Origin of the sequence: Candidatus Accumulibacter phosphatis, assembly GCF_012939955.1 — a bacterium.
GTDB classification, from domain to species: domain Bacteria; phylum Pseudomonadota; class Gammaproteobacteria; order Burkholderiales; family Rhodocyclaceae; genus Accumulibacter; species Accumulibacter delftensis.
This window is the reverse complement of sequence record NZ_SPMY01000054.1, coordinates 1-20,781: the sequence shown is the minus strand read 5'-3', so window position 1 is coordinate 20,781 and position 20,781 is coordinate 1. Positions and strand designations below refer to the sequence as shown.

At 61.3% G+C, this 20,781-nt stretch carries 14 protein-coding genes; 11 read left to right on the top strand and 3 right to left on the bottom strand.

The window, feature by feature from the left end; translation table 11 throughout:
* Positions 1–75 precede the first annotated feature (75 nt).
* From E4Q23_RS24945 to E4Q23_RS17690, 7 genes are all read left to right on the top strand, one after another.
* A complete protein-coding gene (locus E4Q23_RS24945) occupies positions 76–213 on the top strand; it encodes a hypothetical protein (RefSeq protein WP_336511725.1) in 138 nt (45 codons plus the stop codon).
* Positions 210–890 carry a type 4a pilus biogenesis protein PilO gene (locus tag E4Q23_RS17715; RefSeq protein ID WP_169067872.1) on the top strand — a complete coding sequence of 227 codons (681 nt, stop codon included), beginning with the start codon at positions 210–212 and terminating at the stop codon, positions 888–890. Before E4Q23_RS24945 ends, E4Q23_RS17715 begins: the two co-directional genes overlap by 4 nt.
* Positions 887–1,402 (top strand): pilus assembly protein PilP, encoded by a 516-nt coding sequence (locus E4Q23_RS17710; RefSeq protein ID WP_169067871.1) that lies wholly within the window; start codon positions 887–889, stop codon positions 1,400–1,402. The genes E4Q23_RS17715 and E4Q23_RS17710 overlap by 4 nt, the downstream gene beginning before the upstream one ends.
* Positions 1,403–3,466, top strand: coding sequence for a type IV pilus secretin PilQ (pilQ, locus tag E4Q23_RS17705; protein WP_169067870.1), 2,064 nt, complete (start codon positions 1,403–1,405; stop codon positions 3,464–3,466).
* A 293-nt stretch (positions 3,467–3,759) separates the two neighbouring features.
* A complete protein-coding gene (locus E4Q23_RS17700) occupies positions 3,760–4,296 on the top strand; it encodes a shikimate kinase (RefSeq protein ID WP_169067869.1) in 537 nt (178 codons plus the stop codon).
* Positions 4,284–5,372 (top strand): 3-dehydroquinate synthase, encoded by a 1,089-nt coding sequence (gene aroB / locus E4Q23_RS17695; RefSeq protein ID WP_169067868.1) that lies wholly within the window; start codon positions 4,284–4,286, stop codon positions 5,370–5,372. Before E4Q23_RS17700 ends, aroB begins: the two co-directional genes overlap by 13 nt.
* Positions 5,365–6,486: a deoxyguanosinetriphosphate triphosphohydrolase gene (locus E4Q23_RS17690; protein ID WP_169067867.1), complete on the top strand. Its 1,122-nt coding sequence runs from the start codon at positions 5,365–5,367 to the stop codon at positions 6,484–6,486. The genes aroB and E4Q23_RS17690 overlap by 8 nt, the downstream gene beginning before the upstream one ends.
* 99 nt (positions 6,487–6,585) lie before the next feature.
* On the opposite strand, the gene E4Q23_RS17685 is transcribed toward E4Q23_RS17690, so the two are convergent.
* The 3 genes from E4Q23_RS17685 to E4Q23_RS17675 all read right to left on the bottom strand — a co-directional run bounded on the left by E4Q23_RS17685 (position 6,586) and on the right by E4Q23_RS17675 (position 10,374).
* The gene (locus tag E4Q23_RS17685) at positions 6,586–7,047 is read right to left on the bottom strand and encodes a CBS domain-containing protein (RefSeq protein ID WP_169067866.1); all 462 of its coding nucleotides are present in this window, start codon (positions 7,045–7,047) and stop codon (positions 6,586–6,588) included.
* Between the two features lie 306 nt (positions 7,048–7,353).
* On the bottom strand, positions 7,354–8,772 hold the full coding sequence (gene pntB, locus E4Q23_RS17680; RefSeq protein WP_169067865.1) for a Re/Si-specific NAD(P)(+) transhydrogenase subunit beta: 1,419 nt from the start codon (positions 8,770–8,772) through the stop codon (positions 7,354–7,356).
* 12 nt (positions 8,773–8,784) lie between these two features.
* Positions 8,785–10,374 (bottom strand): Re/Si-specific NAD(P)(+) transhydrogenase subunit alpha, encoded by a 1,590-nt coding sequence (locus E4Q23_RS17675; RefSeq protein ID WP_169067864.1) that lies wholly within the window; start codon positions 10,372–10,374, stop codon positions 8,785–8,787.
* Between the two features lie 693 nt (positions 10,375–11,067).
* On the opposite strand from E4Q23_RS17675, the gene gltB reads away from it, so the two are divergent.
* From gltB to glmS, 4 genes are all read left to right on the top strand, one after another.
* Positions 11,068–15,732 carry a glutamate synthase large subunit gene (gene gltB / locus E4Q23_RS17670; RefSeq protein ID WP_169067873.1) on the top strand — a complete coding sequence of 1,555 codons (4,665 nt, stop codon included), beginning with the start codon at positions 11,068–11,070 and terminating at the stop codon, positions 15,730–15,732.
* A 2-nt stretch (positions 15,733–15,734) separates the two neighbouring features.
* Complete coding sequence (locus E4Q23_RS17665; protein WP_169067863.1) at positions 15,735–17,177, top strand: glutamate synthase subunit beta; 1,443 nt, start codon at positions 15,735–15,737, stop codon at positions 17,175–17,177.
* Between the two features lie 259 nt (positions 17,178–17,436).
* The gene (gene glmU / locus E4Q23_RS17660; RefSeq protein ID WP_169067862.1) at positions 17,437–18,795 is read left to right on the top strand and encodes a bifunctional UDP-N-acetylglucosamine diphosphorylase/glucosamine-1-phosphate N-acetyltransferase GlmU; all 1,359 of its coding nucleotides are present in this window, start codon (positions 17,437–17,439) and stop codon (positions 18,793–18,795) included.
* Positions 18,796–18,802: 7 nt separating this feature from the next.
* The gene (gene glmS, locus E4Q23_RS17655; protein WP_169067861.1) at positions 18,803–20,632 is read left to right on the top strand and encodes a glutamine--fructose-6-phosphate transaminase (isomerizing); all 1,830 of its coding nucleotides are present in this window, start codon (positions 18,803–18,805) and stop codon (positions 20,630–20,632) included.
* Positions 20,633–20,781 lie beyond the last annotated feature (149 nt).

Below are 20,781 nucleotides of genomic sequence, written 5' to 3'. Positions count from 1 at the left end.
GCTGAAGCAGGTCGGGCAGAGCATCCATCTGGTTGGCTACGCTCTCCAGCGCACGCTTTCAAGCGCCAACGNNATATCGAAGCGTCGCCGTGGCTTGAGAAACCCCGTTTGATCGAGATCAAGGCAGTGCTGGTCGACAAGCGTCGTCTCAACGAATTCAGCATGAACGCCTCCCTGAAAAGGGCCGCCGTAGGCCAAGAGGGGCAGCAATGAAGACGACGCCCAAGCTTCCGTCTATCGATTTCCGCGAGATGCTCAGAGACTTTGAGAATCTCGATCCGAAGGATCCCGGAGCGTGGCCGGTTGCGCCGCGTGTAACCGTCCTGGTCGGGTTGTTCATTTTGCTCTCGCTAGCCGGGTGGTGGTTTGTCTGGGCTGACCAGTTGGACGAGTTGGCGAGCAAGGAACAGGAAGAGCTGCGGCTGAAGGATCAGTTCGTGGCCAAGAAGAAGCAAGCTGTCAACCTCGACCTGTACATTCAGCAGTTGGATGAAATTGACCGCTCATTCGGTACCTTGTTGAAGCAGCTACCCAACAAATCCGAAGTCGAAGCGCTGCTGGTCGAAGTCAACCAGGCGGGGATGGGCCGCGGCCTGCAGTTCGATCTCTTCAAACCCGGTAGCGAGCAGGTGCAGGATTTCTATGCCGAACTGCCGGTCAATGTGCGCCTGACGGGGACTTACCATGACTTCGGTGCATTTGCCGGCGATATTGGCAAGCTCTCCAGAATTGTCACCTTGAACAACATCTCGATTGTCGATAACCCGCAGAGCAAGGATGGAAGGCTGGTGCTGGATGCGGTTGCCAAGACCTTCCGCTATCTCGATGCGGAAGAGTTGGCGGCCAAGAAGAGGGCGGCCGAGGCGGCCAAGAAGGGTGGCAAGAAATGAGCAAACTTCTTGTTCTGCTGGCCAGCGTCTTTCTGGTCGCCTGTGCCAGCGGTGATCATGAGGATCTTCGCGAGTGGATGAGCACGGTGGCGCAGGACGCCAAAGGCAAGATACCGCCGCTGCCCGTGGTCGAACCCTATGAGCCCGTGGCCTACGATGTCGGTGACCTGATCGACCCGTTCAAGCCGGCCAAGCTGGGTTCGGATGCACGAAAGGGAGGGAGCGGTTTCAAGCCTGACCTCGACCGACCCAAGGAGCCTCTGGAACTTTACCCTCTGGAATCGCTGCAGTACGTCGGCGTGATGACCAGGGCCAAGGTGTCGTATGCCATCATTCAGGTCGAGAGCGCTTTGTACCAGGTCAAGATCGGCAACTACCTGGGCCAGAACTTCGGCGTGGTGATCGATGTTTCCGAATCAGAGGTAACGTTGCGAGAGCTTGTTCAAGATTCCGCCGGTGACTGGGTGGAGAGGACGAGCAGCCTGCTGTTGCAGGAAAAGGGAGCAAAGTAAATGAAGCAGATCATCAAACAAACCCTGCTCGGCCTGGTTGGAGCTGTTCTATTCATCTTCGGGCCCGCCAACGCGCAGGACGCTCACTCGAATTCGATCGAGTCGATGAATGTCATTCAGCAGGGCTCGGTGCTCAACGTCAGGCTCACCTTCAAGGAGCCCTTGACGGTATTGCCACCAGCGTTCAGCGTTGCCAAGCCAGCCCGCATCGCCTTCGATTTTGCGAATACGATCAACGGCTTGGGCAGGTCGAGTCAGGCGTATAACGAAGGTGAGCTGAAGAGCGCCAATATTGTCCAGGCCGAGGACCGAACCCGCCTGGTACTGAACCTGCACAAGCCGATGACCTATGAAGCACGCATTGAAGGCAACGACCTTTTGCTGGCTCTGGTGCCGAGTTCGACCACTCAGGGCGCAACCGCTGTCGAGCATTTCGCCAAAGCGATACCCTCGGTCACCGGGAACGCCGTTCGCGACATCGCCTTCCGGCGCGGCAAGGACGGTGAGGGGCGTATTACGGTCGATCTGAGCGATGCCAACGCCGGCATCGACATCCGCCAACAAGGGGCGAATCTGGTCGTCGATTTCGCCAATGTGAGCGTTCCCGGCGCGCTGCAGAAGAAGCTCGATGTCACCGACTTCGCCACCCCGGTACTGAAGGTGAGCACTGTTCAGAAAGGCCCGAACGCGCGCATGACGATCACCCCGCACGGTCTCTGGGAGCACAACGCCTATCAGAGCGACACCCAGTTCGTCATTGAAGTCAAGCCGATCATCGAGAACCCGAACAAGTTGGTACAGGGGAGCCGCGGCGGCTATCAGGGCGAAAAGCTGTCGCTCAACTTCCAGAACGTCAATGTGCGGCGCCTGCTGCAGGTGATCGGTGAGTTCACCGGCATGAACATGGTGGTCAGCGATTCCGTCGGTGGTTCGATCACCCTGATTCTCAAGGACGTTCCCTGGGATCAGGCGCTGGACATCATCATGCAGCAGAAGGGGCTTGCCATGCGCAAGAATGGCAACGTCATTTTGATTGCGCCGAGCGAGGAAATTGCCACCAAGGAAAAGCTCGACTTCGAATCGCGAATACAGATTGGCGATCTCGAGCCCCTGGTGTCCGAGAGCTTCCAGATGAACTACATCAAGGCCGACGCAGTTCAGAAACTGCTGATCGACCCCAAGCAGACAGTGCTTTCCAAGCGTGGCAGCGCCGTTGTCGAGGAGCGCTCAAACATCCTCTTTGTGAAGGATACGCCCAGCCGGCTCGACGAGGTGCGGGCCATGATCGCCAAGGTCGACGTTGCTGCCCGGCAGGTGATGATCGAAGCACGTATTGTTGAAGCTGGTGATAGTTTTGCGAAGAACCTTGGCGTACGCCTGGGCTGGCGGCAAACTTTCCCCGACGGCGCGGTCAGGATTGGTGGTGACGGTACGGCGGTCAGCGGTAATCTCGACATGGGCGGCACGCAGGTCAACCTGCCAGCCACGCCACGGACCGGAAACGCCGGTACGCTGAATTTCCTGCTCTTCAACAACGCCCTGACGCAGTTCCTGACGGCCGAGATCTCGGCGCTCGAAGCAGATGGCCGCGGCAAGGTCATCTCCAGCCCACGCGTGATGACCGCCAACCAGGTCGAGGCGATCATTGAGCAGGGCGTCGAAATTCCTTATCAGCAGGCGACCAGTTCAGGGGCGACCAGCGTCTCCTTCCGGAAAGCCAACCTGGCGTTGAAAGTAACGCCCCAGATTACCCCGGATGGCAAGATTTCCATGGAACTGGACGTCAACAAGGACACCCCGAATACCCGCCTGTCGACCGGTGCTGGCGTGGCCATCGATACCAAGCACGTCAAGACACAGGTGCTCGTCGAGAACGGCGGTACGGTGGTCATCGGTGGCATCTACACTCAGGAAACCCGCAACAACACCACTCGCATCCCGTTCTTCGGTGACCTTCCGTACATCGGCTTCCTGTTCAAGAACCGTGAGACCATCGACGACAAGACCGAATTGCTGGTCTTCATAACGCCGAGAATCGTTGCCGATAATCTGTCGGTACGTTAACCCGGTTCACCGGAAAGATCGCGTACGCGACTCACGAATCTCCCTTCTTCCCTGCGCGGGAGAAGGGTCGGGGGTTCGGCGGGGAATTCAGGCAGCATGCTCTCTGCCCGTTGAACGATTCCGGCGTGCAAGCCGGAATGCGTACTGCAAGTGGAGGGGGGGCGGTCATGACTTTCACAATCGGGCGTGGGTTGATCTGTCATGACCGTTTGGCAAGCCTACAAAGCCGGCGCTGAGCCGGCTTTTCTCACGCTCTTCGTTTCGTCCTCTATGGCTTGCGATAAAATGGACTTGTGAACATCGAGGACGAGAAAAGGAACGTCTATCTGGTCGGCCTGATGGGCGCCGGCAAAACGACGATCGCCAAGGTCTTGGCCAAGCGCCTGGCTTATCAGTTTGTCGACTCCGACCACGAAATCGAGGCGCGTACCGGCGTCAGCCTGCCGACGATCTTCGAGATCGAAGGTGAGGAGGGGTTTCGCAAACGCGAAGCCCAGGTCATCGAGGATCTCTCGTCCCTGCGCGGCCGCGTGGTGGCCACCGGCGGCGGCGCGGTTCTGCGCGCCGAGAATCGGGTCAATTTGCAGGGAAGCGGCCTGGTGATCTACCTCAATGTGCCTCTACAAACCCTCTGTGAGCGCACGCGCCACGACAAGAATCGGCCCTTGCTGCGGGTCAGCGACCCGCTGCGGAAACTCAAGGAGCTGCACCAGCAGCGCGACCCGCTGTATCGAAGCATCGCCGATCTGGTGGTCAGCGGTTCTCGGATCAGCGCGCAGTCGGTGCTGCAACTGTTGCTCAAGAAACTGGAAAAGCCATGGAAACCTTGACCGTTGCACTCGCGGACCGCGCCTATCCGATTCATGTCGGGCGTGCGCTGCTCGACAGGGGCGACCTGCTGCTGCCGTATCTGCGCCAGCCGAAAGTGGCGATCGTGAGCAACACCACCGTCGCGCCCCTGTATCTCGAGCGCCTGTCAGGGTCGCTGCGGCGTGCTGGAATCGAAGTCGTCGAGATCATCCTGCCCGACGGCGAAGCGTTCAAGAACTGGCAAACGCTGACCACCATTTTTGACGTTCTGCTGCAGGCTCGCTGTGAGCGGGCAACGACCCTGCTGGCTCTTGGCGGCGGCGTCGTTGGCGACATGACCGGCTTTGCGGCGGCGTGTTTTCAGCGCGGCATGCCCTTCATCCAGATCCCGACCACCTTGCTGGCGCAGGTTGATTCGTCGGTGGGCGGCAAGACAGCGATCAACCATCCGCTCGGCAAGAACATGATTGGTGCCTTCCATCAGCCGAAACTGGTGCTGGCCGATACCGATACCTTGAAGACGCTGCCCGATCGTGAACTGCGCGCGGGTCTGGCCGAAGTGATCAAATACGGTCTGATCAGGGACCTGCCGTTTTTCGAATGGCTTGAAGTCCACCTCGAAGGGCTGCTGTGTCGCGACCCCGAGCTGCTGGCGGAGGCCATTGTTAGATCGTGCCGCAACAAAGCCGAAGTGGTCGTCGCGGACGAGCACGAGAGCGGCGAGCGGGCTTTGCTCAACCTTGGCCACACCTTCGGGCACGCCATCGAAACCGCTATGGGCTATGGCCAATGGCTGCACGGCGAAGCCGTCGCCGCCGGCACACTCATCGCCGCCCAACTCTCGTCGCAGCTGGGCTGGCTCGGTGCGTCCGAGATCGAGCGGGTGGTGCGCTTGTTTCAGCGTGCGGGATTGCCGGTGTTCGGGCCGCCGCTGGCCGTCGAGCGCTATCTGGAACTGATGCAACACGACAAGAAGGTACGCGAAGGCAAGCTTCGCTTCGTGCTCCTGAAGGACATTGGTCAGGCAGTGGTCAGCGAAGTCGCCGCGGAGAGCGAGGTCAGGAGAGCCATCCTGGCGCGCTCGGCGCATGCCTGATCTCGCTCCCTACGCCGTAACGGCGGCTAACTCGCGGGGCCGTCGCTACCCGGACACGAGGCCGTCGTATCGCAGCGAGTTCCAGCGCGACCGCGACCGGATCGTGCATTCGACGGCCTTCCGGCGTCTGGAATACAAGACGCAGGTCTTCGTCAATCACGAAGGCGATCTCTTCCGTACCCGTCTGACGCACAGTCTTGAAGTGGCCCAGATCGCGCGCGCCATTGCGCGTGCGCTAGAGCTCAACGAAGACCTCGCCGAAGCCATTTCGCTGGCCCACGACCTTGGCCATACGCCCTTTGGCCACGCCGGCCAGGAGGCGCTCAACGAGTGCATGCGCAACCATGGCGGCTTCGAACACAATCTGCAAAGCCTGCGCATCGTCGATTTGCTCGAGGAGCGCTACGCGGCCTTTGCCGGGCTCAACCTCTGTTTCGAGACGCGCGAAGGTATCGTCAAGCACTGTTCGCCCGAAAAAGCTCGCCAGTTGGGAGAGCTCGGCGAGCGCTTTCTAAGTCGCACGCAACCGTCGCTGGAAGCCCAGATCTGCAATCTGGCCGATGAAATCGCTTACAACAACCACGATGTCGATGACGGCTTGCGCTCAGGGCTGATTACCCTCGATCAGCTCGAAGAGCTGAGCCTGTTTGCGAGCCACGTCGCCGACGTTCGGCGAGTCCATCCGAGCGTTGGTGGGCGGCGCTTGATCCACGAGACGATCCGGCAGATGATCAACGCTCAGGTTTGCGATCTGATCGAAACAACCGCCGCCAACATTCGCCAATCTCAGCCCCCGGATCTCGCCGCGGCCAGGTCCGGGTCGGCCCTGGTGGCGTTCTCCGATGAGTCTTTTCGGGCGCAGCGGCAAATGAAGCGCTTTCTACGCACGCAGCTCTATCAGCACTATCGGGTGTTGCGAATGGCCAGCAAGGCGCAGCGGATCGTCGGCGATCTCTTTGCTGCTTTCACCAGTGAGCCACGCCTCTTACCGCCGCAGTATCAACTGCCAGGTGATGGCGATCAGGCGCGTCGGGTGGCCGACTATATTGCCGGGATGACCGACCGCTATGCGATCAAGGAGCACCGGCGCTTGTTTGCCGTCGGCGAGAGCTGAAGCGCGGCGAGCTGTCCCGTTCCTGCGGTGCGCTGAACAGATCCCTAGCCCTGTTTCTTTTCCGGCAATCGCCGCAGGTGCTTCAACGCGCCCGAACGATCAAGGTGATGGCCAATCCTTGATGTACGCCTTGAGGAGCTTGTTTTCCATATTGCGCTCTTCAAGCACGGCCTTGGCAACGTCGTGAAACGAGACGATGCCGATGATGGTGTCGCCTTCCATGACCGGTACGTAGCGGGTGTGCGTATCGACCATCATGCGACGCAGCTCGTCGACGTCCATTTCCAGGGCCGTGGTGGGCGGATTGGCTTCCATTGCTTCGATAACCAGGATCTCTGCGATCGGCGGCGTTGGGCCAACGCGGCGCTCGGTCTGGCGCTTGGCGAGGATCAGCATCACCTCGCGGAAGGTCAGCATCCCTGCCAGCTTACCTCCCTCCATGACGATTACCGAGCCGATGTCATTTTCGGCCATCATGATTACCGCCTCCGAGAGCGGCGAGTCCGGATGGACAGCGAACAGCGCGGAATCCTTGACCTGCAGAACTTCTTTGACCTCCATGTTTCCCCCTGGAATAGGCTAGCTAGCTGATGCGTTTCTTGACTGTTGGCGCTGATTCTATCAGATGTCGATCGACATCCGAAAATGCGCTCGCAGCTTGCGCCCGAGGATTGCCTCGAGAAAGCACAACGCCCGCGAAGGCGGGCGTTGTGCGGTCGTAGCGGGCGAGAACGCAGGCCCTTTTTAACGGTCATGACACGGCGAGATACCCCGGATCATGAAAGTCATGACGGCCCCCTCTTCTCCCGGCCCTTCTCACGCAAGGAGAGAAGGGAGTTTCGTGAGTCGCATGCGCGACTTTCACATTTAAGCCTTCAGAGCAATCAACACTTCATCGAGCATTTTCTTCGCATCACCGAAGAGCATGCGATTGTTTTCCTTGTAGAAGAGTGGATTGTCTACCCCGGCGTAGCCGGAGGCCATGCTGCGCTTCATCACGATCGACGTTGTCGCCTTCCACGCCTCGAGCACCGGCATGCCGGCGATCGGGCTGTTCGGGTCGTCCTGGGCGCCGGGGTTGACGATATCGTTGGCGCCGATGACCATCGCCACATCGGTCTTCGGAAAGTCCTCGTTGAGTTCGTCCATTTCAAGCACGATATCGTAGGGAACCTTGGCTTCGGCGAGCAGCACGTTCATGTGACCCGGCATGCGGCCGGCCACCGGGTGGATGCCGAAACGCACATTGACGCCTTTTTCACGCAGAAAGCGGGTGATTTCGTACACTGTGTGTTGTGCTTGCGCGACGGCCATCCCGTACCCCGGGATGATGATCACGTTCTTGGCGTCGCGCAGAAGCTCGGCAGTCTCGAGCGCCAGGATCGGCGTCACCTCACCTGCCGGCTGCGCTCCGTCAACCGCCACAGGGGTGCCTCCGGTAGTTCCAAAGCCGCCCGCGATGACGCTGATGAAGTGGCGATTCATCGCCGCGCACATGATGTACGAGAGAATGGCGCCGCTCGATCCGACCAGTGCGCCGGTGACGATCAGGAGGTCGTTGGAGAGCATGAAGCCGGTTGCCGCGGCCGCCCAACCCGAGTAGCTGTTGAGCATCGAAACCACCACCGGCATATCGGCGCCGCCAATGGCCATCACCATGTGCACGCCAAAAGCCAGGGCGATGATGGTCATCACGATCAGGTAGGCCATGCCGGTGCCGATCGAGTCGGCTTGCACAAACTTCCATCCGAACAGGATGACCACCAGCAGTCCGATGAGATTCATCCAGTGCCGCCCGGGAAGGAGCAGCGGATTGCCGGAGATCTTGCCCGACAGCTTGCCGAAGGCGATCACCGAGCCCGAGAAGGTCACTGCACCAATCAGGATGCCGACGTAAATCTCGATTTCGTGGATGGTCTTCGCGGCGCCGCTGAGGTGCGAAGCGGCGATCGGATCAACGTAGTTCGCGAAACCGACCAGCATTGCTGCCAGGCCGACCATGCTGTGCATCAGCGCGACCAGTTCGGGCATCTGCGTCATTTGCACTTTGCGGGCGGCGTAAAGGCCGATGCTGGCGCCAATGAGCATCGCAAAAATGATCCACGCCATGCCGCCGAAGCCGGCCACATAGGGGCCAAAAATCGTTGCCAGCACGGCGATGGCCATACCGATCATGCCGTAGAGATTGCCGCGTCTGGCTGTCTCCTGATTGCTGAGTCCTCCGAGGCAGAGAATGAAGAGGATTGTCGCTCCAATGTAGGAGACGGTTGCCAAGCTGTAAGACATATTCATCGACTCCTATTTGCGGAACATTGTCAGCATGCGCTGAGTGACAGCGAAGCCACCAAACATGTTGATCGTCGCCAGGATGATGGCCAGGATCGCCAGCAGGCGAATCCAGCCGTCGGGCCGGTCAAGGGCGATGCCATCCATGGGTGGTGCGATCTGCACCAGGGCGCCAATGGCGATGATGCTGCTGATCGCATTGGTGACGCTCATCAGCGGCGTATGCAGTGCTGGCTTGACGTTCCAGACCACCATGTAGCCGACAAAGCAGGCCAGTATGAAGACCGTGAAGTGGGCGAGGAACTCTTTCGGCGCACCGGCGCCGATGAGCAGGAAAAACAGGGCCGCAACGCCAAACATCACGCCCGCACGCTTCGCCGACGAGGGTGCGCCGGGTTTGCCGTGACCCGAGGATTTCGCGGCCGCGGCAACGGGTTTGGCTGCGGCTGGCTTGGGTGCGGCGGCGGCCGGTTTCGGAGCCGGTGGCGGCCAGGTGATCGCGCCATCCTTGACCACTGTCGTGCCGCGAAGAACTTCGTCGTCCATATTGACGTCGATCGAGCCGTCCTTGTTCTTGCACAGTTCCTCACTCAAGCGGAAGAGGTTGGTTGCGTACAGCGTGCTCGATTGCTTGGATAGCCGGCTCGGTAGATCCGCGTAGCCGATGATCGTTACGCCGTGCTTGACGGTCACCGTTCCCGGCTCGGTCAGCTCGCAGTTGCCGCCCTGCTCGGCGGCCATGTCCACGATCACGCTGCCGGGCTTCATCGACTGCACCATTTCGGCGGTGATCAGCTTGGGTGCCGGCTTGCCGGGGATCAGCGCCGTAGTGATGATGATGTCGACGTCTTTCGCCTGTTTGGCGAAAACGTCGCGCTGCGCCTTCTGGAAGCCCTCGCTCATCACCTTGGCGTAGCCGCCCACGCCGGAACCTTCTTCGACGTAATCGACAGCGACAAACTCACCACCCATCGACGTCACTTGGTCGCCGACTTCCGGGCGGGTGTCGTTGGCGCGGACGATGGCGCCCAGACTCGACGCCGTGCCGATCGCGGCCAGACCGGCAACGCCGGCGCCGATCACGAACACCTTGGCCGGGGGTACTTTGCCGGCCGCCGTGATCTGACCGGTAAAGAAACGACCGAAGGCATGCGCCGCCTCGATCACCGCCCGGTAGCCCGCGATATTGGCCATCGAACTCAACGCGTCCAGCTTCTGCGCCCGCGAAATGCGCGGCACGCTGTCCATGGCCAGAACGGTCACCTTGCGAGCGGCCAGCTGCTCCAGCAGTTCGGGATTCTGCGCTGGCCAGATGAAGCTTACCAGCGTCGTGCCCTCGCTCAGCAAGCCGACCTCTTCGGTCGACGGGCCACGCACCTTGAAGATGATGTCCGAAGATGACCACAAGGTGGCCGTGTCTTCGACAATTTGCGCGCCAGCGGCGCGATAAGCGTCGTCGGAAACCGTCGCGGCATCGCCTGCGCCGGCTTCAACCTGAACAGCGAAACCTAGCTTGATCAGTTTCTCGACTACCTCTGGTACTGTTGCAACGCGTTTTTCCCCTGCTGCAACCTCTTTCGGAACTCCGATTGTTAGCGGCATTCAGCCCTCCATCCCTTGTCTCGTTAGTGCCAGTGTTCAAAGAAAACGGCCCGCAAACCGCGGTGCTCGCCTACCCCACGAACGCGAATCGCCAGTGTCAATCTTGAAAACGGTCGAAGAATTCCCCGTTCCGCGGTGCGCAGAACGACCTCCCCCTGGCCTCGGCCTTGCCGATCGGCACAAGCACCACCGTCAAGCGCCTAGCGTGCGCAGCTTACCACAAGCACAAAAAGGAATTCAGCACGCGGAATACGCTGTCCAAGCACCGATCCTGTCGGCGGGCAGGCATCACGAAGAAAGCTGCTGGCTGCAACCCTTGTGCCGGCATCGACGGCGATCTCGAGCGCTCCCGCGTCCTGGCGATCGCAGCCTGTTTTGCGGCGGCGTGGGTGCGCGGCAACTGCTGATTGGGTGGCCCGAATATTGCTTCAAGAACAAATTGTGGGCTGCGTAGTGTCTACAGGCGAGGTGGCTGTGTTGAGTGCCGCTTCCTGGTGCCTGAGCCGCGAGGTGGCGCCCTCCCTTGGTGCGGCGCAGCATGTTGAAGGCCCGCGCCATTAGGGGTATAGTCGCGGGTCGCCCGGACTGGCCTGCTGGCTGGCTTCGCGCCCGTTTTAGTGAGCTTGCCGGTGCAGCTCGCGTGGGTACCATGCATCTTTGTTTTGTGAGGATTCGACCGTGATCGATTCGACCATACCTGAAAGGCAAGGGCTTTACGACCCAGCCAACGAGCACGATGCCTGTGGCGTCGGTTTTGTAGCGCACATCCGGGGCCAGAAAAGTCACTCGATCATCGAGCAGGGTCTGTTGATCCTGAACAACCTGGATCACCGCGGCGCGGTCGGTGCCGACCCTCTGATGGGTGACGGCGCAGGGATTCTGATTCAGCTTCCCGACGCCCTTTTTCGCGAGGAAATGGGCCGCAAAGGCGTGCGCCTGCCGCCAGTCGGTGATTATGGTGTCGGCATGGTCTTTCTGCCGAAGGAGTCGGCCTCCCGGCTTGCCTGTCAGGAAGAAATCGAGCGCGCGGTACGCACCGAGGGGCAGGTCGTTCTCGGTTGGCGCGACGTGCCGGTGCATCACGAACTGCCGATGTCGCCCGTCGTGCGGGCTCGCGAGCCGGTGATTCGCCAGATCTTCATCGGCCGCGGCCCGGACATCATGGTGACCGACGCGCTGGAGCGCAAGCTCTACGCCATTCGCCGTAGCGCCGCCAACGCCATTCTGGCGCTGGGGCTGAAGCACAGCAAGGAGTTCTACCAACCGTCGATGTCGGCGCGGACCATCGTCTACAAAGGCTTGCTGCTGGCGACTCAGGTGGGTCAGTACTACACCGACCTTCTGGATCCGCGCTGCGTTTCGGCGCTGGCTCTGGTTCACCAGCGTTTTTCGACCAACACTTTCCCGACCTGGCAGCTTGCCCACCCGTACCGCATGATCGCCCACAACGGCGAGATCAACACCGTACGCGGCAACTACAACTGGATGCGCGCCCGCGAGAAAGGCACCTGGTCGCCGATGCTTGGTGCCGATCTGGAAAAGATCTGGCCGCTGATTTATCCGGGGCAGTCCGATTCCGCTGCCTTCGACAACTCCCTCGAGTTGCTGGTCATGGGCGGCTATTCGCTCGCGCACGCGATGATGATGATGATTCCCGAAGCCTGGGAGTCGCATACGCTGATGGATCCGAAGCGCAGCGCTTTTTACAAGTATCACGCAGCGATGATGGAGCCGTGGGACGGTCCGGCCGCCGTCGCTTTCACGGATGGGCGTCAGATCGGCGCCACTCTGGACCGCAACGGCCTTCGCCCGGCGCGCTACCTGGTCACCGACGACGATCTGGTGGTCATGGCGTCCGAGTCCGGGGTGCTGCCGATTGCCGAGGAGCGTATCGTCAAGAAATGGCGCCTGCAGCCGGGCAAGATGTTTCTCATCGACCTCGATCAGGGACGGATCATTGAGGATCGCGAGTTGAAGGACACGCTGTCGCGCCTCAAGCCCTATCAGGACTGGCTCAGCCGCATCAATATCAAGCTTGACGATCTGCCGGCACCGGCCAGCGTCTCGGCGCGCACCTACTCGGCGTCCTTGCTCGATCGTCAGCAGGCCTTCGGTTACAGCCAGGAAGACGTCAAGTTCATTCTCGAACCGATGGCCAACTCCGGCGAGGAGGCTACCGGCTCGATGGGCAACGATTCGCCTCTGGCCGTTCTCTCGAACCGCAGCAAGCCGCTGTTCAACTACTTCCGGCAGCTCTTCGCGCAGGTCACCAATCCACCCATCGACCCGATCCGCGAGCAATTGGTGATGTCGCTGGTGTCGTTCATCGGCCCCAAGCCGAACCTGCTCGGGATCAATGAAATCAACCCGCCGTATCGCCTGGAAGTTGCACAGCCGGTCCTCGACTTCGACAACATGGCCAAGTTGCGCCGGATTGCGGCCTATACCGGCAACAAGTTCCACTCCGCCGAACTCGACATCTGCTATCCGCTGGCCTGGGGTAATGAAGGCGTCGAAGCGCGGCTGGCCTCGCTGTGCCACGAAGCCGAGGATCATGTCCATCGCGGTTCCAGCATTCTGATCGTCTCGGATCGCAAGTTCGACGCCGAGCACGTGGCTATCCCGGCCTTGCTGGCCACCTCGGCGGTGCATCAACATCTGGTCACCAAGGGGCTGCGTACGCGGGTCGGACTGGTTGTCGAAACCGGCGCGGCACGCGAGACGCATCACTTTGCGGTACTCGCCGGTTATGGTGCCGAAGCGGTGCACCCCTACCTGGCGCTGGAAACGCTGCAGCACCTGGTCGGAGGCGACGCCGCGAAGGGCGAGAAGGCGATCAAGCATTTCATCAAAGGGGTTGGCAAGGGCCTCCTCAAGGTGATGTCCAAGATGGGCATTTCAACCTATATGTCCTACACCGGGGCGCAGATTTTCGAAGTCGTCGGTCTGCAGAAGGTCGTCGTTGACAAGTATTTCACCGGTACCTCGACGCAAGTCGAGGGGATTAGCGTCTTCGAGATCATGGAAGAGGCGATTTGCCTGCATCGTCAGGCTTTCGGTGACGACGCAGTGCTGGCGACGATGCTCGACGCCGGCGGCGAATACGCCTATCGCGTGCGCGGCGAAGAGCACATGTGGACGCCCGATGTGATCGCCAAGCTGCAGCACGCGACGCGTACCGGCAAGACCGAGACCTACCAGGAATACGCGACGCTGATCAACGACCAGACGCAGCGCCACATGACCCTGCGTGGTCTGTTCGAGATCAAGGCGGCAGGGCCCGCTATCGCTCTCGACGAGGTCGAGCCGGCGAAAGAGATCGTCAAGCGTTTCGCCACCGGCGCCATGTCGCTAGGGTCGATTTCGACCGAGGCGCACAGCACCCTGTCGATTGCCATGAATCGTATCGGTGGCAAGTCGAATACCGGCGAAGGCGGTGAGGACCCCGCACGTTTCAAGGTCCTCGAGGGTGGCGAGACCCTGGCCAGTGTCATCGGCGAGTCGCGCGTCGAGCGCGATTATCGGCTGCAAGCCGGTGACAGCCTGCGCTCGGCGATCAAGCAGGTGGCCTCGGGGCGTTTTGGGGTGACTGCCGAATACCTGGTCAACGCCGACCAGATCCAGATCAAGATGGCGCAGGGTGCCAAGCCCGGCGAAGGCGGTCAGTTGCCCGGCCACAAGGTTTCCGAATACATTGGTTTCCTGCGTCACTCGGTGCCAGGTGTCGGCCTGATCTCCCCGCCACCGCACCACGACATTTATTCGATCGAGGACCTGGCGCAACTGATTCATGACCTCAAGAACACCAACCCCAAGGCCTCGATCAGTGTCAAGCTGGTTTCCGAAGTCGGTGTTGGTACGGTTGCGGCTGGAGTCACCAAGGCCAAAGCCGATCACCTGGTGATCGCCGGTCACGACGGGGGGACCGGTGCCAGCCCGCAGTCGTCGATCAAACACGCCGGCTCGCCGTGGGAACTCGGCCTTGCCGAGACGCAGCAGACGCTGGTTCTCAACCGACTGCGTGGCCGCGTTCGGGTGCAGGTCGATGGGCAGATGAAAACCGGCCGCGACGTACTCATTGGCGCCTTGCTGGGCGCCGACGAGTTCGGTTTCGCTACCGCACCGCTGGTTGTCGAAGGCTGCATCATGATGCGCAAGTGCCACCTCAACACCTGTCCGGTGGGTGTGGCGACGCAGGATCCGCTGCTCCGTCGCAAGTTCTCCGGTCAGCCCGAGCACGTCGTGAATTACTTCTTCTTTGTCGCCGAAGAACTGCGCCAGCTGATGGCGCAAATGGGGGTGCGCAGTGTCAATGAACTGATTGGCCGCAGCGACCTGCTCAATATGCAGAAGGGGATCACTCACTGGAAGGCTCGCGGGCTCGATTACAGCCGCATCTTCAATCGTCCGGCAGCAGCCAACGAAACGCCGGTCTTCCACCAACAAGAGCAGGATCATGGTCTCGCCAAAGCGCTCGACAACGAGCTCATTGCCCTCGCCAGGCCGGCTCTCGAGCGCGGCGAAAAGGTCGGCATCGACCTGCCGGTGCGTAACCTCAACCGCACCGTCGGGGCGATGCTGTCAGGTCGGCTGGCCGAACGCTATGGTCATGCAGGCTTGCCGGATGGAACGATCGAAATTCGTCTCACGGGCACGGCAGGGCAGAGTTTTGGCGCCTTCCTGGCGCGCGGCGTGACCCTCGACCTGGTTGGTGAAGGCAATGACTATGTCGGCAAGGGGCTGTCCGGTGGGCGAATCATCGTTCGTCCGCATGCCGCTTTCCGCGGCGAAGCCTTGCACAACATCATTGTTGGCAATACCGTTCTCTACGGTGCGACCGAAGGCGAAGCCTACTTTGCCGGCGTCGCCGGTGAGCGTTTCGCAGTCCGCAACTCGGGTGCGACAGCGGTCGTCGAAGGGGTCGGCGATCATGGCTGCGAGTACATGACCGGCGGCACCGTGGTCGTGCTCGGGCTTACCGGCCGCAATTTTGCTGCCGGCATGTCCGGTGGAGTGGCTTACGTGTTCGACGAGGAGGGCACTTTCGAGTCGCGCTGCAACATGGCGCAGGTGTCGCTCGAACCGGTCGAGGAAGAGTTTGCCGCCCGTCAGGGCAGCGACGCGGGTGACGAGCTGGAAGGTCATGGCAAGGTGGATGTGCGTCACCTCGGCGTTGTGGACGAAGTGCTGCTCAAGGGCCTGCTCGAGAAGCACCATCGCCACACGGGTAGCCTGCAGGCGCGGAGGCTGCTCGACGATTGGAGCAACTATCGCGCCAAGTTCGTCAAGATCATGCCGCACGAGTACCGTCGAGTACTCACCGAGATTGCGGCGCAAAAGCAACTGGAGGCAGCATAAGCATGGGTAAGCCGACTGGATTCATCGAGTATCAGCGTCTGGCGGAAGTCAGTGAGCCGGCCAAGTCACGTCTCAAGCATTACCGCGAGTTCATCCTTACTCTCAACGACGAGCAGGCCAGCCTGCAGGGCGCTCGCTGCATGGACTGTGGCATTCCGTTCTGCAATACCGGTTGCCCGGTCAATAACATCATTCCCGACTGGAACGACCTGGTGTATCGGGGCCATTGGGAGCAGGCGCTGGCCGTTCTGCATTCGACCAACAACTTTCCCGATTTTACCGGCCGCATCTGTCCGGCACCCTGTGAAGCGGCGTGCACGCTGAACATCAACACCGACCCCGTCGGCATCAAGTCGATCGAGCATGCGATCGTCGACAAAGGCTGGGAAAAAGGCTGGATCCGGCCGCAGCCGCCGAAGGTCAAGACCGGCAAGACCGTCGCTGTCGTCGGCTCCGGGCCGGCCGGGCTGGCGGCGGCGCAGCAGCTGGCGCGCGTCGGGCATCGCGTCGTCGTTTTCGAGAAAAGCGACCGCCTGGGTGGTCTGTTGCGTTACGGAATCCCCGATTTCAAATTGGAAAAATCACATATCGACCGGCGCATCGCGCAGATGGAGGCCGAGGGCGTCGAGTTTCGCGTCAACCAGGAAATTGGCGGCGATTCGGAGCAGTCGACCCCCGCCGAGCGCTTGCTGGCCGAGTTCGATGCGCTGATTCTCGCCGGTGGCGCGGAATCGCCGCGCGACCTGCCTGTGCCGGGCCGCGACCTTGATGGCGTGCATTTCGCCATGGATTTCCTGCCGCAGCAGAACAAGGTCAATGCTGGCGATCAGGTGCCGGCACAGATCAAGGCCACCGGCAAGCGGGTGGTGGTGATCGGCGGGGGCGATACCGGTTCGGACTGTGTCGGCACCAGCAATCGTCATGGCGCGCTGTCAGTGACGCAATTCGAATTGATGCCGCAACCGCCGGAGAGTGAGAACAAGAGCCTGACCTGGCCTTACTGGCCATTGAAGATGCGCTCTTCGTCTTCGCACGAAGAGGGTTGCCTGCGCGACTTCGCCGTTTCCACCAAGGAGCTGATCGGCGAAAACGGCAAGGTGAAGGCTTTGAAGCTGGTCCGCGTCGAGTGGCAAAACGGCCGCATGAGCGAAGTTGCGGGCAGCGAGGCCAATATTCCGGCGGATCTCGTGCTGCTGGCGATGGGCTTCGTGGCGCCGATCAAGAACGGCTTGCTGGAACAACTGGCTCTTGAACTCGACGCCCGTGGCAACGTCAAGGCGACCACCGATGGTCACGGTTGCTATGCCAGCAGCGTTGCCAAGGTCTTCGCCGCTGGTGACATGCGGCGTGGCCAGTCGCTGGTCGTCTGGGCAATCCGTGAAGGTCGCCAGTGCGCGCGCGAAGTCGATGCTTTTCTGATGGGTCGTTCCGATCTGCCACGCTGAGTTTTCAGTCTGCGGCCGCGGGGCACCTCTTTCCCGCACCACGATGAGCTGCTTCGTGGTGGTGCAAACTCTGCCTTGTGACATAATTCCGCGCCGCGCGCGGTCCTTGCTGAAAGAATACTGTTTGCGCTAGGGGTGTTTCGGAATTCGCGTTGCAGCTGTCCTTCGTGCCAGCCGGCAAGCGCCGTACGCCAGCCACCGAGGGCCGCAGGACTAGGACAAGACTGTAGCTTCGAACGGGGTGTTAGGGGTTTAGCCAATGAATATCGTCATTCTCGCTGCTGGCCAGGGCAAGCGCATGCATTCGAACCTGCCCAAGGTCCTTCATCCGGTCGCCGGCAAGGCCCTTGTCGCGCACGTCATCGATGCCGCTCGCAGTCTTTCTCCCGACGCGGTCTGTCTGGTCTATGGCCATGGTGGTGACGCCGTGCGCACGACCATTGCTGCCCCGGATCTGCGCTGGGTCCTGCAGGAGCCGCAACTGGGTACCGGTCACGCGGTCATGCAGGCCATTCCGCAACTCAGCGCTGCCGAGACGACGCTGGTGCTCTACGGCGATGTGCCGCTGATTCAGGCCGAAACCCTGAAGAAGCTGGCGCACGCAGCGCGCGGCGCGCTGGCCATTCTTACCGTCGAACTGGCCGATCCCACTGGCTACGGTCGTATCGTGCACAACGCCGCAGGTGAGGTGGTGCGCATTGTCGAGCAGAAGGACGCCACGCCCGAAGAGCGCAGCATCCGCGAAGTCAATACCGGAATCATTGCCCTGCCGACGGCGCGCCTCGCCGAATGGCTGGGCCGTTTGTCGAACGACAACGCCCAGCAGGAGTACTACCTGACCGACATCGTCGGCATGGCGGTGGCCGACGGCGTGCCGATCCGGACCACGCAGCCGCAGGGGGAATGGGAAGTGCTTGGCGTGAACAGCAAGGTGCAACTGGCCGAGCTCGAACGCGTCGCCCAGCGGCAGACCGCCGAGCGCTTGATGGAGCAGGGGGTGCGCCTGGCTGACCCGGCGCGCATCGACGTGCGAGGCGAGTTGCGCTGCGGACGTGACGTGTTCATCGACGTGAATTGCGTGTTCGAAGGGCTGGTGCTTCTCGAAGAAGCGGTCGAGATCGGTCCTTGCTGCGTGCTCAAGAACGCGACCATCGGTGCCGGCTCGCGTCTCGCCGCCTTCAGTCATATCGAAGACGCGATCGTCGGACCGGATGGCGTCATCGGACCTTTCGCGCGCTTGCGGCCGGGAACCGAACTCGCCGCCGGCGTGCACGTCGGCAACTTCGTCGAGCTCAAGAACACCAAAGTTGCCGCGCAGTCGAAAGCCAATCATCTGGCCTACATCGGCGACGCGATCATCGGCAGCCGGGTAAATATCGGCGCCGGTACGATCACCTGCAACTACGACGGAGCCAACAAGTTCAAGACCATCATCGAGGACGATGCCTTCATTGGCTCGGATACGCAATTGGTGGCCCCGGTTACCGTCGGTCGCGGCGCGACGCTGGGCGCCGGTACGACGCTGACCAAAGACGCGCCAGCCGACACGCTGACCATTTCGCGCGCCAGGCAGGTTTCGATTAGCGGCTGGAAACGGCCACAAAAAGTGAAGAAGTGAGCTGATCATGTGTGGCATCGTTGCCGCGGTCGCCGACCGCAACATCATCCCCGTCCTGCTCGAAGGATTGCGCAAGCTCGAATACCGTGGCTACGATTCGGCCGGCCTGGCGCTGATCAACGATGCCGGCCTGCAACGCCTGCGCTCGGTTGGCCGCGTCGCCGAGCTCACCGCGCAGGCCGATAGCGCGCAGATTTCCGGTCACACCGGCATCGCCCACACCCGCTGGGCGACGCATGGCGTCCCCAGCGAGCGCAACGCCCATCCGCACATCTCGGAGGGGCTGGCCGTCGTGCATAACGGCATCATCGAGAATCACGAGGCGCTACGTGCACGCCTCAAGGCAGTCGGTTACGAGTTCACTTCCGATACCGATACCGAAGTGGTCGGCCACCTGATCGCCTACGAGCTGAAGACCACCCCTGATTTCCTGGCTGCCGTCTGCAAGGCCATCAAGCAGTTGCAGGGCGCCTACGCCATTGCCGTGCTACGCGAGGCCGATCCCAGCCGCGTCGTCGTTGCCCGGGAAGGATCGCCGCTGCTGCTCGGCCTCACCGACGATGGCTGCTACGCCGCTTCGGACGCCTCGGCGCTCTTGCAGGTCACGCGGCGCATGGTCTATCTCGAAAACGGCGACTGTGCCGAACTGATGCGCGACAGCTACCGCATCACGACCATCGACGGCACGCCCGTTGAGCGGGCCGAGAGCGAATCGCACCTCTCTGCCGACGCCGTCGAACTTGGCCAGTACCGGCACTACATGCAGAAGGAGATCTTCGAGCAACCGGTGGCGCTGGCCAACACGCTCGAAATGCTCGGTACCGCGAACAGCATCCAGCCAGGCCTGTTTGGTGCGGCCAGCGAAGAAGTCCTCAAGGATGTCCGGCAAGTGCTGATCATCGCCTGCGGCACCAGCTACCACGCTGGCCTGGTCGCGCGTTACTGGCTGGAATCGATCGCCGGCATCCCGTGCTCGGTCGAAGTCGCCAGCGAGTACCGCTATCGCGATTCGGTGCCCGATCCGACCACCTTGCTGGTGACCATCTCGCAATCGGGCGAGACCGCCGATACCCTCGCCGCCCTGCAGCATGCCAAGTCGCTCGGCATGTTGCGCACGCTGTGCATCTGCAACGTTCCCGAGTCGTCCCTGGTGCGCGAGAACAGCCTGCGTTTCATTACCCGCGCCGGTCCGGAAATCGGCGTTGCCTCGACCAAGGCCTTTACCACCCAGCTCGCCGCCCTCTATCTACTGACCCTGGTCCTCGCCAAGCTGCGTGGTCGCCTCGACGAGCGGGCCGAAGGCGCCGAATTGCACGCCTTGCGGCACCTGCCGATCGCGGTGACCAAGATTCTCGAACTCGAGCCCGAGATTCGCCACTGGTCCGAGCAGTTCTCGATGAAGCAGCACGCCCTGTTCCTCGGCCGCGGTCGTCACTACCCGATCGCCATGGAAGGCGCGCTGAAGCTCAAGGAAATCTCGTATATCCATGCCGAGGCCTACCCGGCCGGCGAGCTCAAGCACGGCCCGCTGGCGCTGGTCGACCGCGACATGCCGGTGATTGCCGTCGCTCCCAACGACGCGCTGATCGAAAAGCTCAAGTCCAATCTGCAGGAAGTGCGCGCCCGTGGCGGCGAACTCTACGTCTTTGCTGATGCCGACAGCGAGATGCAGGAGTCGGACGGTATCCACGTCCTGCACCTGCCCGAGCACTACGGCGCCCTGTCGGCCTTGCTGCACGTCGTGCCGCTGCAATTGCTCGCCTACCATGTGGCGCTGGTACGCGGCACCGACGTCGACAAGCCACGCAATCTGGCCAAATCGGTGACTGTCGAGTAAGCCCGCAGCGCCGCCTGCGCGTACCGGTCTGTTGACCGGTACGCGCCTTAATGTGAAAGTCGCGAATGCGACTCACGAAACTCCCTTCTCCTCTCGCGGGAGAAGGGGCAGGGGAAGGAGGGAAACGGTCATGACTTTCATCATTGGCC

Excerpts from the sequence above, each read along its gene's own strand:
- E4Q23_RS17715 (WP_169067872.1), top strand. The coding sequence starts at position 210 with ATGAAGACGACGCCCAAGCTTCCGTCTATCGATTTCCGCGAGATGCTC.
- E4Q23_RS17710 (WP_169067871.1), top strand. The coding sequence starts at position 887 with ATGAGCAAACTTCTTGTTCTGCTGGCCAGCGTCTTTCTGGTCGCCTGT.
- pilQ (WP_169067870.1), top strand. The coding sequence starts at position 1,403 with ATGAAGCAGATCATCAAACAAACCCTGCTCGGCCTGGTTGGAGCTGTT.
- aroB (WP_169067868.1), top strand. The coding sequence starts at position 4,284 with ATGGAAACCTTGACCGTTGCACTCGCGGACCGCGCCTATCCGATTCAT.
- E4Q23_RS17690 (WP_169067867.1), top strand. The coding sequence starts at position 5,365 with ATGCCTGATCTCGCTCCCTACGCCGTAACGGCGGCTAACTCGCGGGGC.
- E4Q23_RS17685 (WP_169067866.1), bottom strand. The coding sequence starts at position 7,047 with ATGGAGGTCAAAGAAGTTCTGCAGGTCAAGGATTCCGCGCTGTTCGCT.
- pntB (WP_169067865.1), bottom strand. The coding sequence starts at position 8,772 with ATGTCTTACAGCTTGGCAACCGTCTCCTACATTGGAGCGACAATCCTC.
- E4Q23_RS17675 (WP_169067864.1), bottom strand. The coding sequence starts at position 10,374 with ATGCCGCTAACAATCGGAGTTCCGAAAGAGGTTGCAGCAGGGGAAAAA.
- E4Q23_RS17665 (WP_169067863.1), top strand. The coding sequence starts at position 15,735 with ATGGGTAAGCCGACTGGATTCATCGAGTATCAGCGTCTGGCGGAAGTC.
- glmU (WP_169067862.1), top strand. The coding sequence starts at position 17,437 with ATGAATATCGTCATTCTCGCTGCTGGCCAGGGCAAGCGCATGCATTCG.
- glmS (WP_169067861.1), top strand. The coding sequence starts at position 18,803 with ATGTGTGGCATCGTTGCCGCGGTCGCCGACCGCAACATCATCCCCGTC.